This window comes from Pseudomonas sp. JL27(2026) (genome assembly GCF_056933555.1).
On the sequence record NZ_CM167794.1, the window covers coordinates 605,458 to 620,632 of the forward strand.

The 15,175-nt window shown below is 61.9% G+C and carries 14 protein-coding genes and 1 riboswitch; of the genes, 8 read left to right on the forward strand and 6 right to left on the reverse strand.

The window, feature by feature from the left end; all coding sequences use genetic code 11:
* Positions 1 to 76: 76 nt before the first annotated feature.
* From AC1Z1G_RS02725 to AC1Z1G_RS02740, 4 genes are all read right to left on the reverse strand, one after another.
* The gene (locus tag AC1Z1G_RS02725; RefSeq protein ID WP_483624667.1) at positions 77 to 1,042 is read right to left on the reverse strand and encodes a metal ABC transporter ATPase; all 966 of its coding nucleotides are present in this window, start codon (positions 1,040 to 1,042) and stop codon (positions 77 to 79) included.
* A 44-nt stretch (positions 1,043 to 1,086) separates the two neighbouring features.
* Complete coding sequence (locus tag AC1Z1G_RS02730) at positions 1,087 to 1,899, reverse strand: aldo/keto reductase (RefSeq protein WP_483624669.1); 813 nt, start codon at positions 1,897 to 1,899, stop codon at positions 1,087 to 1,089.
* Entirely contained in the window at positions 1,896 to 3,071 is a 1,176-nt protein-coding gene (locus AC1Z1G_RS02735; protein WP_483624671.1) for an NAD(P)/FAD-dependent oxidoreductase, read from the reverse strand. The genes AC1Z1G_RS02730 and AC1Z1G_RS02735 overlap by 4 nt, the downstream gene beginning before the upstream one ends.
* 199 nt (positions 3,072 to 3,270) lie before the next feature.
* Positions 3,271 to 3,603: a DMT family transporter gene (locus AC1Z1G_RS02740; RefSeq protein ID WP_347903583.1), complete on the reverse strand. Its 333-nt coding sequence runs from the start codon at positions 3,601 to 3,603 to the stop codon at positions 3,271 to 3,273.
* Positions 3,604 to 3,706: 103 nt separating this feature from the next.
* Between AC1Z1G_RS02740 and AC1Z1G_RS02745 the strand changes: the two genes are divergently transcribed.
* Entirely contained in the window at positions 3,707 to 4,597 is an 891-nt protein-coding gene (locus AC1Z1G_RS02745; protein WP_483624673.1) for a LysR family transcriptional regulator, read from the forward strand.
* 23 nt (positions 4,598 to 4,620) lie between these two features.
* Positions 4,621 to 5,901: a lipid IV(A) 3-deoxy-D-manno-octulosonic acid transferase gene (gene waaA / locus AC1Z1G_RS02750; RefSeq protein WP_483624675.1), complete on the forward strand. Its 1,281-nt coding sequence runs from the start codon at positions 4,621 to 4,623 to the stop codon at positions 5,899 to 5,901.
* A gap of 166 nt (positions 5,902 to 6,067) precedes the next feature.
* Here the strand turns inward: waaA and AC1Z1G_RS02755 are convergent, their stop codons facing one another.
* Complete coding sequence (locus AC1Z1G_RS02755; protein ID WP_483624677.1) at positions 6,068 to 7,501, reverse strand: TolC family outer membrane protein; 1,434 nt, start codon at positions 7,499 to 7,501, stop codon at positions 6,068 to 6,070.
* 196 nt (positions 7,502 to 7,697) lie between these two features.
* A riboswitch (TPP riboswitch) is annotated at positions 7,698 to 7,803 on the forward strand.
* 170 nt (positions 7,804 to 7,973) lie between these two features.
* Here AC1Z1G_RS02755 and thiC point away from each other — a divergent pair.
* The gene (thiC, locus tag AC1Z1G_RS02760; RefSeq protein ID WP_483624679.1) at positions 7,974 to 9,863 is read left to right on the forward strand and encodes a phosphomethylpyrimidine synthase ThiC; all 1,890 of its coding nucleotides are present in this window, start codon (positions 7,974 to 7,976) and stop codon (positions 9,861 to 9,863) included.
* Between the two features lie 188 nt (positions 9,864 to 10,051).
* Positions 10,052 to 11,344, forward strand: a complete 1,293-nt coding sequence (gene cytX / locus AC1Z1G_RS02765; protein WP_483624681.1) for a putative hydroxymethylpyrimidine transporter CytX — start codon at positions 10,052 to 10,054, stop codon at positions 11,342 to 11,344.
* On the opposite strand, the gene AC1Z1G_RS02770 is transcribed toward cytX, so the two are convergent.
* Positions 11,313 to 12,059, reverse strand: coding sequence for an RsiV family protein (locus tag AC1Z1G_RS02770; RefSeq protein WP_483624683.1), 747 nt, complete (start codon positions 12,057 to 12,059; stop codon positions 11,313 to 11,315). The genes cytX and AC1Z1G_RS02770 overlap by 32 nt on opposite strands.
* 212 nt (positions 12,060 to 12,271) lie before the next feature.
* Between AC1Z1G_RS02770 and AC1Z1G_RS02775 the strand changes: the two genes are divergently transcribed.
* The 4 genes from AC1Z1G_RS02775 to AC1Z1G_RS02790 all read left to right on the forward strand — a co-directional run bounded on the left by AC1Z1G_RS02775 (position 12,272) and on the right by AC1Z1G_RS02790 (position 15,140).
* Complete coding sequence (locus AC1Z1G_RS02775; RefSeq protein ID WP_483624685.1) at positions 12,272 to 12,889, forward strand: NUDIX domain-containing protein; 618 nt, start codon at positions 12,272 to 12,274, stop codon at positions 12,887 to 12,889.
* Complete coding sequence (locus AC1Z1G_RS02780) at positions 12,880 to 13,332, forward strand: DUF1249 domain-containing protein (protein ID WP_483624687.1); 453 nt, start codon at positions 12,880 to 12,882, stop codon at positions 13,330 to 13,332. The genes AC1Z1G_RS02775 and AC1Z1G_RS02780 overlap by 10 nt, the downstream gene beginning before the upstream one ends.
* Positions 13,333 to 13,431: 99 nt before the next feature.
* Complete coding sequence (gene cpdA, locus AC1Z1G_RS02785; protein ID WP_483624689.1) at positions 13,432 to 14,241, forward strand: 3',5'-cyclic-AMP phosphodiesterase; 810 nt, start codon at positions 13,432 to 13,434, stop codon at positions 14,239 to 14,241.
* A gap of 299 nt (positions 14,242 to 14,540) precedes the next feature.
* A complete protein-coding gene (locus AC1Z1G_RS02790) occupies positions 14,541 to 15,140 on the forward strand; it encodes a YqiA/YcfP family alpha/beta fold hydrolase (protein ID WP_483624691.1) in 600 nt (199 codons plus the stop codon).
* Positions 15,141 to 15,175 lie beyond the last annotated feature (35 nt).

Below are 15,175 nucleotides of genomic sequence, written 5' to 3' on the forward strand. Positions count from 1 at the left end.
CTGCGTCTGGTGGTTTACGACTGCTGCGCAGCCGAGCGGGAGCAAGCTCCCTCGCCACAGGTGTGTGGTGCTCGTCCTATCTTGCCGCTTTGCGCGGCACGATTTTCTTCAGTAATTGCTTTGCCTTGCCAGTCAGGCGTTTGAGGCCTGACTCCTTGCCCGGTTGGCTCAGCCCCTGCTGCCTGAGCCAGTCCTTCCAGCGAATCCGCTCATCACGCACCAGCCAGCCTTCCTGCTGGGCAAAACTCTCTGCCAGATACAAGCCACGCGTACTCGCGGGGTAGAGCTGATCCTTTTTCAAGGTGTAGAGCTCGGGCAACGGTTGGCCGTCCTGAAGCGGCATCAAGTACAGGTCGGGGCGCTTGCGGTCCAGGCGGGCGACCAGTTGATCGCCTTCAAGCCGCTCATCGACGTGAAACAGGCTCAGGGATTTGGCTTCCCTGGGCACATCCAGGCGCAAATCGTAGATCAGTTGCAGCGACGCCGTTGGCAGGTGCACGTAGGCGCGTGGCCGCTCGATCAAGGTCAGGTTGGCGCAACGTATCGGTCGCGCACTGCCGGACAGCGGCGTCAGGCGAAACGGCAGCGCTTCACGGTAATGCAGCGCGGTGGCGTAGGGCGCTGGCAGCCAGGTGTCGTTGAAACGTCCGCCGAGCCAGCCTTCGGGGGTTTCCAGCAGGCATTCCTCGGCGATTTCCTGGATGGCCGTGTGCAGCGGCAGGTTCAGCTCGTGGGCCGGCACATAGCCGGAAATCAGTTTGAGTACCACGTCGCCACGGTCCTGGCGGCGCTGGCGTACCAACACCCAGTAATCGCGATTCTGCCAGTGCAGGGTCAGGCGTACCGAGACCCCGAGGTTGGCCAGCTCCAGCGAAAAATGTTCGGGGTTGGCCACCGTCACCGGGCGCCGGCGTTGCAGGGTCTGGGCGAAATTGAGCGCCCGCCCGACGCTCTGATAGCTCAGGCCCTCGGCCGTCGCTTCGACGTACAGCGGCAGGGTCTTGAAGTTACTGGGGTTCTTTCTGATGAGCGTACGCGGCATGTCGGCTCCTTCTTGCGTCGGGGTCGGCCGCGTGGGCGGCGTATTTAGTGACTACGCAGGATTTGCGCAACGGTGGCCACATTGTGGGCCAGGTGCAGCGGATTAATGGTCCCGACAATAGCACTGGCAACGCCGGGTTGGGCAAACAACAGCTCGAAGCTGGCATGCACCGGGTCCACGCCGGGGCTCAGGCACACGTGGCCGCTGGCCAGGGCCTTTTTCACCAGGATCGCTTTGCCGTGGGCGGCGGCGTAATCGATGACCGGCCGCTCGGCCTGCTCGTTGAGATTGTAGGTGACCATGGCGCAATCGCCTTGTTCCAGAGCCTTCAGCCCACCGTCGACGGTTTTCCCAGAGAAGCCGAAGCCGCGAATTTTGCCTTCGCGCTTGAGGTCGGCCAGGGTCTGGTACACCTCGCATTCGTTGAGGATTGCCAGGTCGTTGCCATCCGAATGCACCAGCACCAGGTCGATAAAGTCCGTTTCAAGCCGTTGCAGGCTGCGTTCCACCGAGAAGCGCGTATGGGCGGCGCTGAAGTCGTGGTGCGACAGGCCATCGGCAAACTCTTCGCCGACCTTGCTGACGATCACCCATTCCTGGCGCTGGCCGCGAAGCAGGGGGCCGAGGCGTTCTTCACTGCGACCATAAGCAGGGGCGGTGTCGATCAGGTTGATGCCCAGGTCGCGGGTCAGTTTGAGTAGTCTTCGCGCTTCGTCATCGTCGGGAATCTGAAAGCCGTTGGGGTACTTCACCCCTTGATCGCGGCCCAGTTTCACGGTGCCCAGGCCCAACGGCGAAACCAGCAGGCCAGTGCTGCCGAGTGGGCGATGCAGGTCGTGCAGGGTGGCTTGGGTCATGGCAGCAATTGCTCCCAGGCCGGAACGCCCATCGGTGGTTTTGGCAGTGCCGGCAGCGGCGCGGCCTGGCTTGGCTGGATGCCATCGCGTTGCAGGGCGGCGAGCACGCGGTCCGAGAAGTCCGGGGCGAGGGCGAGCTTGGTCGGCCAGCCCACCAGCAGGCGATCCTGCTCGGCGAGGAAGGCGTTGTCGGGGCGACTCAGGCCCGATTGCAGCGGTTCTGCACGGTCGACGCGCAAGGTTGCCCATTGCGCCTGGCTGAGGTCGACCCATGGCAACAGGTTGCCGAGTTCTCTTTGGGCGGCGGCGATTTGCGCGGCCGGTTCGCGGGCCACACCCTCGGCTTCGGCGATGTCGCCACCCAGGTACCAGACCCATTGGCCGTCGGCGGCCGGGTGGGTGGTCACGGTGATGCGCGGCTTCGGCCCGCCGCCCAGGCAATGGGCGTACAGCGGCTTGAGGCTCGGGCCTTTGACCAGAACCATGTGCAGCGGTCGACGTTGCATGGCCGGCTGGGTGAGGCCCAGGGCCGTCAGCAGATCGGCATTGCCGGCACCGGCGCTGAGGACGATGCGTTGCGCGCGAATCTTGCGCCCATCGACCCGCAAGCCCACGAGTTCGCCGTTTTCCTGCAGCGGTTCGATGGTCTGCCCGGCCAACAGGCCGTCACCGGCCAGTTCCGCCAGGCGTCCGATCAGGCTCGGCACGTCGACCACCAGTTCGGCCAGGCGATAGACCTTGCCCTTGAAGCGCTTGTCTTGCAGAGCCGGCGGCAGTTGTTCGCCCTTGACCTGATCGACCCGCCCGCGCACGGCTTTGCTGGCGAAGAAGCTGGTGAGGTTGCCGGCCAGGGTGCCGGGGGACCACAGGTAGTGGGCTTCGGAGAGCAGGCGCACGCCGGACAGGTCCAGCTCGCCACTGCCCGCCAGGGCTTCACGCCAGCGGCGGGGCATGTCGGCAATGGCCTCCGAGGCGCCGGTCAACGCACCGTGCAGCGCGTACTTGGCGCCACCGTGGATGATCCCCTGGGATTTCACACTCTGCCCGCCGCCCAGGCAGGCACTTTCCACCAGCACGGTCGAAAAGCCCTGGCGACGCAGGCGTGCGTTCAGCCAGAGGCCGGCAACGCCTGCGCCGACAATCAGCACGTCGGTGGAAATAACGGATGGCATGCAGCGACCTCAGTGTTCAAGACGAGGGACGCAGTATACAGACTCGTGGAAGAGGGGATTTGTTGCTGATCAACAGGCAGGATGTAAAACCTATGGGAGCGAGCCTGCTCGCGAAGAGGGCGTGTCCGTTGACAATGATGTTGCCTGACACTGCGCTATCGTCGGATCGCCGCCCGGAGCAGAGGAATATGTTTTGGGGTTAATGGCCGGCCGTTTTCGAGAACAGCTGGATGACAACCACGCCCAGAACAATCAGCGCCATGCCGAGCATGGCCGGGATGTCGAGTTTCTGCCCGTAGAGAAACAGCGCCGCGACGCTGACCATCACGATGCCCATCCCGGCCCACACAGCATAGGCCACACCCACCGGCACGGTGCGCACCACCAGGGTCAGCATCCAGAAAGCGATGCCGTAGCCGACGATGATCAGCGCCAGCGGCAGCGGCGTGCTCAGTCCCTTGACCGCTTTCATCGATACGGTGGCAATCACTTCGGCGCAGATGGCGATAGCCAGGTAGTAGTAAGCGTTCATGGGGTGTTCCTCGTGTATGGGCCTGCTTGATGAGGTCGGCATTTTAGAGATTCTTTAGATGCGGTAAAGTCATTACCTATCTTATTTGCAGATGGGTTGTGCCATGGGTATTCAGTGGAACCTGGAACAGATGCGCCTGTTCGTCAGCGTCGCCGAGCAGCGTTCGTTTTCCGCCGTGGCACGGGATCAGCGCAAGGCGCAGTCGGCGGTCAGCAATTCGATTGCGCTGCTTGAGGCGGACCTGGGCGTCAGCCTGTTTGAGCGCAGTAGCGGGCGCCAGCCGCGCCTGACCGAAGCCGGCAGTGCATTACTGGAAGAGGCGCGGGAAGTGCTGCGCCAGTGCGAACGGCTCAATGGCCGGGCGCAGGCCTTGGTGCGTGGTCAGGAAGCGTTGCTGCGGCTGGCTCAGGATGAGGCCATGCCGTTTCAACCGGTGATCGACAGCCTTGAGTCATTGGCCGAGCAGTTTCCCAGCCTGGAGGTGCAACTGGCCAGCGGTGCCCAGGGTGACGTGGCGCGCAAACTGGTGGAGCGCCGGGCTGACCTGGGGCTGTTGTTTTACCACGATCAAATTCCCGAAGCCCTGGAGCGCCGGGTGTTGGGCAGCATTGAGATGGTCACGGTCTGCGGGGTCGGGCATCCGCTGGCTGCGCTGGCGAGCGTCAATTGCCAGCAACTGGCGCAGCATCGGCAGTTGTTGATGGCCACTCAGTCCAGCGTTTATCCCGGCAGCGAAGCGGCCAGCCCGCAAGTCTGGCGGGCCGACAGCTTCTACGTGATGGCCGAGTTATTGATGCGTGGCCTCGGCTGGGCCTGGTTACCGCGAAACGTGGTGCAGTATTCGGCGTATCAGAACCAGATGGTCGAACTGGTCAGCGAATGGACCCCGCCCGCGTTGGTGGTGGAGCTGGTCTGGCGGCGCGATGAGCCTCTCGGTCCGGCGGCGCGTTGGCTGGCTGAGCGATTTGCCGTGCACTTGCGGGCGATTGGCTAGAAAAGTCGATAAACTCCGCCGCCATGAATAGAACTCTGTACACCGCGCTGTTTTACCTGGGGCTGCCACTGGTAGTGATTCGGCTGTGGCTGCGAGCGCGCAAGGCGCCCGCGTACGCCAAACGTATCGGCGAGCGGTTCTCCCTGGGCTTGCCGGTCATGCAGCCGGGCGGGATCTGGGTGCACGCGGTCTCGGTGGGCGAAAGCATTGCGGCTGCGCCGATGATTCGCGCCTTGATGGAGCGTTATCCACAGCTACCGATTACGGTGACTTGCATGACCCCGACCGGCTCGGAGCGGATTCAGGCGATGTTCGCGGGCGAGTCGCGGATTCAGCACTGCTATTTGCCCTATGACGTGCCCTGCGCGGCAGCGCGCTTTCTCGACAAGGTCCGGCCCACACTGGCGGTGATCATGGAAACCGAGTTGTGGCCCAACCACATTCACCAGTGCGCCAAACGCGGGATACCCGTGGCGCTGGCCAATGCCCGGCTCTCGGAACGTTCGGCCAGGGGGTATGGTCGCTTTCGTAAACTGACCGGGCCGATGCTGGCTGAAATGAGCCTGTTTGCGGTGCAGACCGAGGCCGAGGCCCAGCGCTTGCGTGATCTGGGGGCACGAGTGGAAACCGTCGAGGTGACCGGTTCGATCAAGTTCGACCTGAGCATCGATCCCCAGTTGCTTGAGCGCGCCGCACAGCTGCGCGAGCAATGGCAGGCGAGCGAGCGTCCGGTCTGGATCGCCGCCAGTACCCATGAAGGCGAAGACGAGGTGGTGCTCGCGGCCCATCGACAATTGCTCGCCAATCATCCGGATGCCTTGTTGATTCTGGTGCCGCGTCACCCCGAGCGATTCGGCCCGGTGTTCGAGTTGTGCCAGCAGCAAGGTTTTGCCACGGTCCGTCGCTCGACGGGCGACGTTGTCAGCGCCGACACCTCGGTGCTGCTGGGCGACACCATGGGCGAGTTGCTGTTTTTGTATGCCCTGGCCGACAGCGCGTTCGTCGGTGGCAGCCTGGTGCCCAATGGCGGGCATAACCTGCTGGAACCGGCTGCACTGGCCAAACCGGTGCTGAGTGGCCCGCACCTGTTCAACTTCCACGAGATCGCCGCGCTGATGCGCAGTGCCGGTGCGTTGCTGGAAGTCGATGATGCCGAAGGGCTGGCGGTGCAGGTGCAGCGTTTGTTCGAGTTGCCCCGTGACGCACAGAACATGGCCGAGGCCGGGCTTAAGGTGATGCGCGCCAATCAGGGCGCGTTGCAGCGATTGCTGGATGGTCTGGGCCGGTTGATCGACAAGTCCTGAATCTGCCACCCATCAATTGTGGCGAGGGAGCTTGCTCCCGTTCGGCTGCGAAGCAGTCGTGAAATCAGCCAATGCGGTCTGCCTGACAGACCGCATGTTCAGGGTTTAGGGCCGCTTCGCAGCCCAGCGGGCGCAAACTCCCTCGCCACAGGGGTAGCGTCTGCCGTTACGGCCGGGCGTTCAACTGCGCCGCCGCAGCTTTCGCCAGGTCTGGCGGGAGGAAATCCTTGTCCGGGTTGTAGTCGGCTTTCAGGTAGCGGGCCAGGTCCTGCAAGTCGCCGGGGCTCAAGGTGCCGGCGGCCTGTTTCAGGCGCAGGTTGTCGAGGATGTAGTCGTAGCGGCTGTTGTTGTAGTTGCGCACCGAGGTGTACAGCTGACGCTGGGCGTCGAGCACGTCGACGATGTTGCGCGTCCCCACCTGATAGCCGATTTCCGTGGCCTCCACCGCGCTCTGGTTGGAGATGATCGACTGGCGGCGTGCCTGAACCTGTTCAACGTCGGTGTTCACCGCGCGGTGCAGGTTACGGGTGTTTTCCACCACTTGCCGACGCAGGCTTTCGCGCTGCTGCTCGGTTTGACTCAAGCGTGAGTAGGACTCGCGCACCTGGGAACTGGTGAGGCCGCCGCTGTAGATCGGGATGCTCAGTTGCAGGCCGATGGAGCGCTGTTCGACATCGCTGCCGTAACGCTGGCCCAGCGGGTTAGGGTTGCTGAAGCCCAGGGCATCGTTGTCGCCTTTCTTGTATTGCGCCACGGCATCAAGGGTCGGCGCGTGGCCGGCCTTGCGTTGCTTGAGGGTTTCTTCAGCGGCGCTGACCGCGTAGTTGCTGGCCAGCAGGTTGAGGTTCTGCTTGGCGGCGGTGTCGACCCAGGCCTTGGCGTCGTTCGGCGTCGGGGCCAGCACCGGCAAGGTGTGGACGATGCCCTGGATCGAGTTGTACTGGCGGTTGGTCAGGGTGATCAGCGCTTCAAAGGCGTCATCGACCTGGCGCTGGGCGAGGATCCGGTTGGCGCGGGCGGTGTCGTAGCTGGCTTGCGATTGCAGGACGTCGGTCTTGTCCGAGAGGCCGACATCGAAGCGCTCGTTGGACTGGTCGAGCTGACGTTTGAACGCGGCTTCTTCGGCCTTGGTCGAGGCCAGGTTGTCCTGGGCGCGCAGTACCGAAAAGTAGTTCTCGGCGCTCTGCAGGATCAGGTTCTGCTCGGTGGCCGAGAGTTGCAGGGACGCTTGTTCGTTGACGGCTTCGGCAGCCTGCAACTGGAACCAGCGGTCGGCGCGGAAGACCGGTTGTGCCAGCGTTGCCTGATACACGTTACCGCTGCGGGTAAAGGTCGATGATGGCTGGTCGAGCTGGGTCCGGGTGTTGTTGACGTCCATCCCGGCCGAAAGGTTGGGCAGCAGGCCGGCGCGGGCCTGGGGTACCACTTCTTTCTGTGCGCCGTATTGGGCGCGGGCGGCCGCCAGGTCGGCGTTATTGTCGACGGCTTCCTGATAGACGCTGACCAGGTCGGTTTTGGTACTTAAGGGCGCTTCTGCTGCCCAGGCCATTCCGTTGGACGCACAAGACACGGCAAGGGCCAGTGAAAGTTTGCGCAGCATGAGGCGATCCCTAGAGTGAATATTACGACGATAATCCAAGCGCCAAGGCTACGGCGCACGATCCAGAGCGTCAAGGCTCGGCAGTGGCTAGCGAGTGTAGTAGCGGTCCGGGGTGGCAACAATCCTGTAATTGCGCCATTCATCACGCTGATTGCTCCGGGGTTGGTGTTCTTTGCCGGTTGTGTCTAGACTGACCGGGTTCTTGTCGGGGTGCCTTGCTATGAGGCTGAGATCGAATAATTTCGGATCCCGTTGAACCTGATCAGGTTAGCGCCTGCGTAGGGAACAAGATTTCTCGTCACCCGGCGAGTCCTCTTGTGCTTCGTCCGGGATGTTGTTCGACAATCGAACAACCCTCGTGCGCCAAGCACAGCACCATCCAGGCTTTGTTATCGCTGGTTGGCTGCGTCCATTCGTTACAGGTTCGCTCCGACAAAATTCCACTGCCTGGATGCTGTCTGGAGAGCCCGTGATGAGTACAAAACCAAAAAATACGACCCACCTGAGTGAATCGGCCCAAGTCGATCAACAGTCCGTTCAGCCGTTTACCCGCTCGCAAAAAATCTATGTTCAGGGCTCGCGCCCGGACATCCTGGTGCCGATGCGCGAAATCAGCCTGGATGTCACACCGACCGACTTTGGCGGCGAGATCAACGCGCCGGTCGTGGTGTACGACACTTCGGGGCCCTACACCGACCCCAACGTCATCATCGACGTGCGCAAAGGCCTGGCCGATGTGCGTTCGCCGTGGATCGAAGCTCGTGGCGACACCGAGCGCCTCGCCGGCCTGAGCTCCAACTTTGGCCAGGAACGCCTGGCCGACGCCGAGCTGACCAAGCTGCGTTTCGCTCACGTGAACAACCCGCGCCGCGCCAAGGCCGGGGCCAACGTCAGCCAGATGCACTACGCGCGCAAAGGCATCATCACCGCCGAGATGGAATACGTCGCCATCCGCGAAAACATGAAGCTCGAAGTGGCGCGTGCCGCAGGCCTGCTGGATCAGCAACACGCCGGCCACAGCTTCGGCGCCAGCGTGCCGAAAATCATCACCCCCGAATTCGTCCGTGAAGAGATCGCCCGTGGCCGCGCGATCATTCCGGCCAACATCAACCACACCGAACTGGAACCGATGATCATCGGCCGTAACTTCCTGGTGAAGATCAACGGCAACATCGGCAACAGCGCACTGGGCTCGTCCATCGAAGAAGAAGTGGCGAAACTGACCTGGGGCATTCGCTGGGGGTCGGACACGGTCATGGACTTGTCCACCGGCAAGCACATTCACGAAACCCGCGAGTGGATCATCCGCAACTCACCGGTGCCGATCGGCACCGTGCCGATCTACCAGGCCCTGGAAAAAGTCGGCGGCGCTGCCGAAGACCTGACGTGGGAGCTGTTTCGCGACACGCTGATCGAGCAGGCCGAGCAGGGCGTCGATTACTTCACCATCCACGCCGGCGTGCTGCTGCGCTACGTGCCGCTGACTGCCAAGCGCGTCACCGGTATCGTTTCCCGTGGTGGTTCGATCATGGCCAAGTGGTGCCTGGCGCACCACAAAGAGAACTTCCTCTACACCCATTTCGAAGACATCTGCGAAATCATGAAGGCCTACGACGTCAGCTTCTCGCTGGGCGATGGCCTGCGTCCGGGTTCGATTGCCGACGCCAACGACGCTGCGCAGTTCGGTGAGCTGGAAACCCTCGGCGAGCTGACCAAAATCGCGTGGAAACACGACGTTCAGTGCATGATCGAAGGCCCGGGCCATGTGCCGATGCAGTTGATCAAAGAGAACATGGACAAGCAGCTGGAGTGCTGTGACGAGGCGCCGTTCTACACCCTTGGTCCACTGACCACCGACATCGCGCCGGGTTACGACCACATCACCTCCGGTATCGGTGCGGCGATGATCGGCTGGTTCGGTTGCGCCATGCTGTGCTACGTCACGCCGAAGGAACACTTGGGCCTGCCGAACAAGGATGACGTGAAGACCGGGATCATCACCTACAAGATCGCCGCCCACGCGGCCGACCTGGCCAAAGGGCATCCGGGCGCGCAGATTCGCGACAATGCCTTGAGCAAGGCGCGTTTCGAATTCCGCTGGGAAGACCAGTTCAACCTCGGCCTGGACTCGGACACCGCGCGTTCGTATCACGATGAAACCCTGCCGAAGGACTCGGCCAAGGTCGCGCATTTCTGTTCCATGTGCGGGCCGAAGTTCTGCTCGATGAAAATCACCCAGGAAGTCCGTGAGTACGCGGCCAACCAACGGATCGAAGCGGTCGACGTGGATGTCGCCCAAGGCCTGGCCGAACAGGCCGAGCGCTTCAAGCAGGAAGGCAGTCAGTTGTACAAGAAGGTTTGATCTGACCCGAAGTCTGCGGCGCCTGTGCTGGCCTCTTCGCGAGCAAGCCCGCTCCCACACTGGATCTCCTGTGAACACAAAATTTGTGAACAACTGGATTCAAATGTGGGAGCGGGCTTGCTCGCGAAGGCGTCAGAACGGGCACCAGAGATCTCAATGACAAAAAATATTCCTCTGAGATAACACCCTTGAGCATTCAACCCAGCACTTATTCCCCCGACCACGCCGTGCCGCTGGCCCAGCGTGTGTTCGGCGGTCGCGATCTGTTTTCCCTGTGGTTCTCCCTCGGCATCGGCCTGATGGTCTTGCAGACGGGCGCCTTGCTCGCGCCGGGGCTGGGCCTGTCGGGTTCGTTGCTGGCGATTTTTCTCGGCACCCTGGTCGGCGTCCTGCTGCTGGCCTGCGTCGGGGTCATCGGCAGTGACACCGGCCTGTCGGCCATGGCCGCGCTCAAACTCAGCCTCGGTGCAAAAGGCGCGAGCCTGCCGGCACTGCTGAACCTGCTGCAACTGATCGGTTGGGGCTCGTTCGAAATCATCGTCATGCGCGATGCGGCCAGCCTGCTGGGCGCCCGTGCATTCAGCGACGCTAACCTGATGGCCAGTCCGCTGATCTGGACCCTGTTCTTTGGCGCCTTGGCAACACTGCTGGCCGTCAGTGGCCCGTTGACGTTCGTGCGTCAGATCCTGCGCAAGTGGGGCATCTGGTTGCTGCTGGCGGCTTGCATCTGGCTGACCTGGAACCTCTTCGCCAAAGCCGATCTGGCCGCGTTGTGGGCGCAGGCCGGTGACGGTTCAATGCCATTCGGCGTTGGTTTTGACATCGCCATCGCCATGCCGCTGTCGTGGTTGCCACTGATTGCCGATTATTCGCGGTTCGGCAAGCGTGCCAAAAACGTGTTCGGCGGTACGGCGCTGGGGTTCTTCATCGGTAACTTCTGGCTGATGAGCCTGGGCGTGGCCTACACGCTGGCGTTTGCCCCTAGCGGTGAAGTCAATGCCTTGCTGTTGGCGCTGGCCGGTGCCGGTCTGGGTATTCCGCTGCTGCTGATTCTGCTCGACGAGTCGGAAAATGCCTTTGCCGACATTCACTCGGCGGCGGTCTCCAGCGGGATTTTGTTGCGCTTGAAAGTCGAACACCTGGCGCTGGCCATTGGTGTGATCTGCACGTTGATCGCGTGTCTGGCGCCGTTGGCCCAGTACCAGAACTTCCTGTTGTTGATCGGTTCGGTATTCGCGCCGCTGTTCGGCGTGGTGCTGGTAGATCACTTCATCCTGCGCAAGCGCAGCGCCAAAGCAGCATCGAGCGTATTGCGCTGGCCGGCATTGCTGGCCTGGCTGGGCGGGGTGAGCACTTATCACCTGCTTGCCAACCTCTACCCGCAAGTGGGTGCAACCCTGCCGTCACTGGTGGTGGCAGGGCTGCTGCAATTGCTGCTGGGTCGGGTCTTCAGCGACGCTCGGGCACCAGCTCGGGCTTGATCAGGCCCTTGAGGCGTGCGTAGGGAATGTTCATCTCGATCAGGCCCATCGAGTAGGGTGCGATGGTCGCTACGTTGTACTTGAGGACTACCCCGGCGCTGGTCAAGGCCACGTTCGGGGTTTTCTGGAAGGGCCAGTTTTTAACGAAGTCCGGGTCACGGTCCATCTTCGAATTGATCAGCCAGCTGTTGTGCGCGACCTGCGCGGTCTTCCAGAACGCTCCTTCCTGCCCCGGCAACAGCATGTCGCTCAGGCTCAGCTCTTTTTGCAGAGGGCGCGAGTAGTTGATGAAACCTCGTCCCGGCGTGCCATTGGCCGCACCGGTGTCCAGGAAGCTTGAGAGTTCAATGATCACCAGCCCGTCATGTTGCTCACGTACCTTGGCTTGCAGGTACATGCTGTGGCGATCACTCGCCTCGCGCAGGAACTGCTCGCGGTAGGCGTTGAGGGAGGCTGGCAGCGCTGTGCCCGCCGAGGTGCGGGTCATTTGCAGCAGGCGTTGTTCGATGATCCGGTCCAGTTGCGGTTCGCTCGGGAAATGCACCGTGTCGATGTTGACCAGTGGGCAGTCGGGGCCCGTGCAACCTGGTTTGACCTGCTCGGACGCATCGCGAGTGGAGTGCGCCGGCGCTGGGGAGCCGGGCTGAAAAAGGCTTTGGCAAGCGCCTAGCGTAAGGGCGATACAGGCCACGGAGGCAACTTTGAAAAGCGACATGGGCGTCCTTCATCAAACGGGGAAAGGCGAAAAGTTACCGGCTTCGACTGCCAGCGTGGCGCTCGGTTCGCCACTACGCTAATTAGAGATGTTTAAGTTCCTGCCGTCTATCCCGCTGACGGCAAAGGGGCTGCATCTATGGGCGCGGGCGCGTTAGGATGGCGCGAACTCGAGGGGAGCCTCGGACGCAATTGCAGCAGACGAGGATTGATATGACCGATTTTGCCAACGCCACCCCAACCGCCGTAGACATCGTGCGCCGCGAAAACTGCTTCAAGGGTTTCTACAGACTTGATCGCGTCCACCTGCGTCACGAGCTGTTTGCCGGTGGCATGAGTCGCGAGATCAGTCGTGAACTGTTCGTTCGTCATGATGCCGTGTGTGTATTGCCTTATGATCCGCGGCGCGATGAAGTGGTGCTGATCGAGCAGTTTCGTGCAGGCGCACTGGGCAAGATCGACAATCCATGGCTGATCGAACTGGTCGCTGGTCTGATCGATCGTGACGAACAACCGGAAGAAGTTGCTCACCGTGAAGCGCAGGAGGAAGCTGGGCTTGTGTTCACTGCGCTATGGCCGATGCTCAACTATTTCCCATCGCCTGGCGGCAGTACCGAATACGTGCATTTGTATCTGGGGCGTTGCGACAGTGCCGGGGTTGGCGGCCTGCATGGTCTGGTGGAGGAAGCGGAAGACATTCGCGTCTCGGTCTGGGACTTTGAAGACGCCCTGCAAGCGGTGCGTGATGGACGGATTTCCAACGCGGCAAGCATCATTGCCCTGCAATGGCTGGCCTTGAACCGCGATGAAGTGAGGGGGTTATGGTCGTAAACAAGCAGCGCGATCGTTATCGGGTCGACCTCGTGGGGCTGCAAAGCGCCTGCGAGGCCAATTACGCCCGCCTGATGCGCCTGTTGCCGGACATGCGCAACCAGCCGGCCGCGCGGCGCATTGCCATGACTCAGGGTGACCAGATGCTCGGGGTACTGACCCTGGAAGTGATACAGGCCTGCCCTTACACCACCACGTTGCGCGCCCGTCAGGAACACAGCCTGCCGTGGCTGCCGGTGCCGCAACTCGAAGTTCAGGTCTACCACGATGCGCGCATGGCCGAGGTCATCAGTGCCGAGCATGCGCGACGCTTTCGCGGCATCTACCCTTACCCCAACGCCTTGATGCACCAGCCGGACGAAAAGTCCCAGCTTAATGTTTTTCTCGGTGAATGGCTCAGTCACTGCCTCGCCTGTGGGCACGAGTTCGAAGCGGTTCGATAGATGTGAACTGCGTCCGGTTCGCGGGTTTCCACTTTGTGCGTTCCCCCAGCATAATTGCGCCATTCATCCACACCCGTGATTGTGTCCTGGGAGGGCGCCTTGCCAAGCCATCTGACCGCCGCCGATTCAGTGCTGCTGGTGCAACTCTCCGACAGCCATCTGTTCGCCGAAGCCGACGGTACGCTGCTGGGCATGAAGACCCGCGACAGCCTGCAAAAAGTCATCGAGCGGGTGGTGGCGCAGCAACCCCGGGTCGACCTGGTCATCGCCAGCGGCGACCTGTCCCAGGACGGTACGCTGGCGTCCTATCAGCAGTTTCGCGACATGACCCGGCAGATTGATGCGCCGGCGCGGTGGATTCCGGGCAATCACGATGAGCCGCAGATCATGGCCCACGCCGCCGTCGAAAGTCAGCTACTGGAGCCTGTGGTGGACATGGGCAACTGGCGGATCATCTTGCTCGACTCGGCAGTGCCGGGCTCCGTGCCGGGGTATTTGCAGGATGATCAACTGCAATTGCTTGCGCAGGCGTTGAGCGAAGCCCCGGAGCGCCATCATCTGGTGTGCTTCCACCATCATCCGGTGTCCATCGGGTGTGCCTGGATGGAGCCGATTGGCCTGCGTAACCCTGACGCGCTGTTTGCTGTACTGGATCGTTTCCCGCAGGCGCGCGCGGTGCTTTGGGGGCATGTGCATCAGGAAATCGATCAGTGGCGCAACGATGTGCGGCTGATCGCCTCACCGTCGACCTGCATCCAGTTCGAGCCGGGCAGCGAGGACTTCAAGGTCGATACCCTGGCGCCGGGCTATCGCTGGTTGCGGCTGCTGCCGGACGGGCAGTTGGAAACTGGTGTTGAACGTGTGGTTGGATTCGATTTTCAGGTTGATTACGGTTCCAACGGCTACTGACGCTGAGGCCACTCATCGGAACGTCGCCCGGCCAACCCTCTCCCAGAGGGAGAGGGGGTCGGTCGAGTTGTTTTACGTGGTACATCGACCTGAGAGATTGAGTCGATTATGGATTCACCAATACACTTTCAGGTCGGTGAATTTCTTGAGTATCCCCCCGATCAGTCACCTCTACCTCTGGGAGAGGGCTAGGGTGAGGGCCGCTCTTGGTGAATCACCAAAATCTCCGAGCCTTCCCCACAATCCGAGCATTTCTCCCTGTAAACTGCGCCTTTTTGCCAGACGTCCAGGGAGTTCACATGTCCGGTTCGATCCTTTATATCCACGGCTTCAACAGCGCCCCCGCGTCGAAAAAGGCCTGCCAACTGATCGCCGTCATGGACTCCCTTGGCCTGGGCGAGCAATTACGGGTGCCCGCGTTGCATCACCACCCGCGTGAGGCCATCGGTCAGTTGGAGCAGGCGATTGCCGAGCTGGGACGGCCATTGCTGGTCGGAAGCTCGCTCGGCGGCTACTATGCCACTCACCTTGCCGAGCGCCATGGCCTCAAGGCCTTGCTGGTCAACCCCGCCGTCAGTCCCCATCGGATGTTCGACGGTTACCTGGGCACGCAAAAGAACCTCTACACCGACGAAGCCTGGGAATTGACCCACGACCACGTGGCAGCCCTGGCCGAGCTGGAAGTGCCGGCGCCCCAGGACCCGCAGCGGTTCCAGGTGTGGTTGCAGACCGGCGACGAAACGCTGGACTATCGCCACGCCCAGCAGTATTACCGAGCCTGTGCCTTGCGCATCCAGGCCGGCGGCGACCATAGCTTTCAGGGGTTCGCCGAGCAGTTGCCGGCCTTGTTGAGTTTTGCCGGCATTGGCGCGGCCCCGAGCGATTTCACGGCACTGTGAACCTTCGCCCCTATTTCATGAACGACTGACGACGA

Bases quoted from the DNA above. Each gene is read 5' to 3' on its own strand.
- AC1Z1G_RS02790 (WP_483624691.1), top strand. From the start codon at position 14,541: ATGTCCGGTTCGATCCTTTATATCCACGGCTTCAACAGCGCCCCCGCG.
- AC1Z1G_RS02745 (WP_483624673.1), top strand. From the start codon at position 3,707: ATGGGTATTCAGTGGAACCTGGAACAGATGCGCCTGTTCGTCAGCGTC.
- AC1Z1G_RS02775 (WP_483624685.1), top strand. From the start codon at position 12,272: ATGACCGATTTTGCCAACGCCACCCCAACCGCCGTAGACATCGTGCGC.
- AC1Z1G_RS02735 (WP_483624671.1), bottom strand. From the start codon at position 3,071: ATGCCATCCGTTATTTCCACCGACGTGCTGATTGTCGGCGCAGGCGTT.
- AC1Z1G_RS02725 (WP_483624667.1), bottom strand. From the start codon at position 1,042: ATGCCGCGTACGCTCATCAGAAAGAACCCCAGTAACTTCAAGACCCTG.
- AC1Z1G_RS02740 (WP_347903583.1), bottom strand. From the start codon at position 3,603: ATGAACGCTTACTACTACCTGGCTATCGCCATCTGCGCCGAAGTGATT.
- waaA (WP_483624675.1), top strand. From the start codon at position 4,621: ATGAATAGAACTCTGTACACCGCGCTGTTTTACCTGGGGCTGCCACTG.
- AC1Z1G_RS02730 (WP_483624669.1), bottom strand. From the start codon at position 1,899: ATGACCCAAGCCACCCTGCACGACCTGCATCGCCCACTCGGCAGCACT.
- thiC (WP_483624679.1), top strand. From the start codon at position 7,974: ATGAGTACAAAACCAAAAAATACGACCCACCTGAGTGAATCGGCCCAA.
- AC1Z1G_RS02770 (WP_483624683.1), bottom strand. From the start codon at position 12,059: ATGTCGCTTTTCAAAGTTGCCTCCGTGGCCTGTATCGCCCTTACGCTA.
- AC1Z1G_RS02780 (WP_483624687.1), top strand. From the start codon at position 12,880: ATGGTCGTAAACAAGCAGCGCGATCGTTATCGGGTCGACCTCGTGGGG.
- AC1Z1G_RS02755 (WP_483624677.1), bottom strand. From the start codon at position 7,501: ATGCTGCGCAAACTTTCACTGGCCCTTGCCGTGTCTTGTGCGTCCAAC.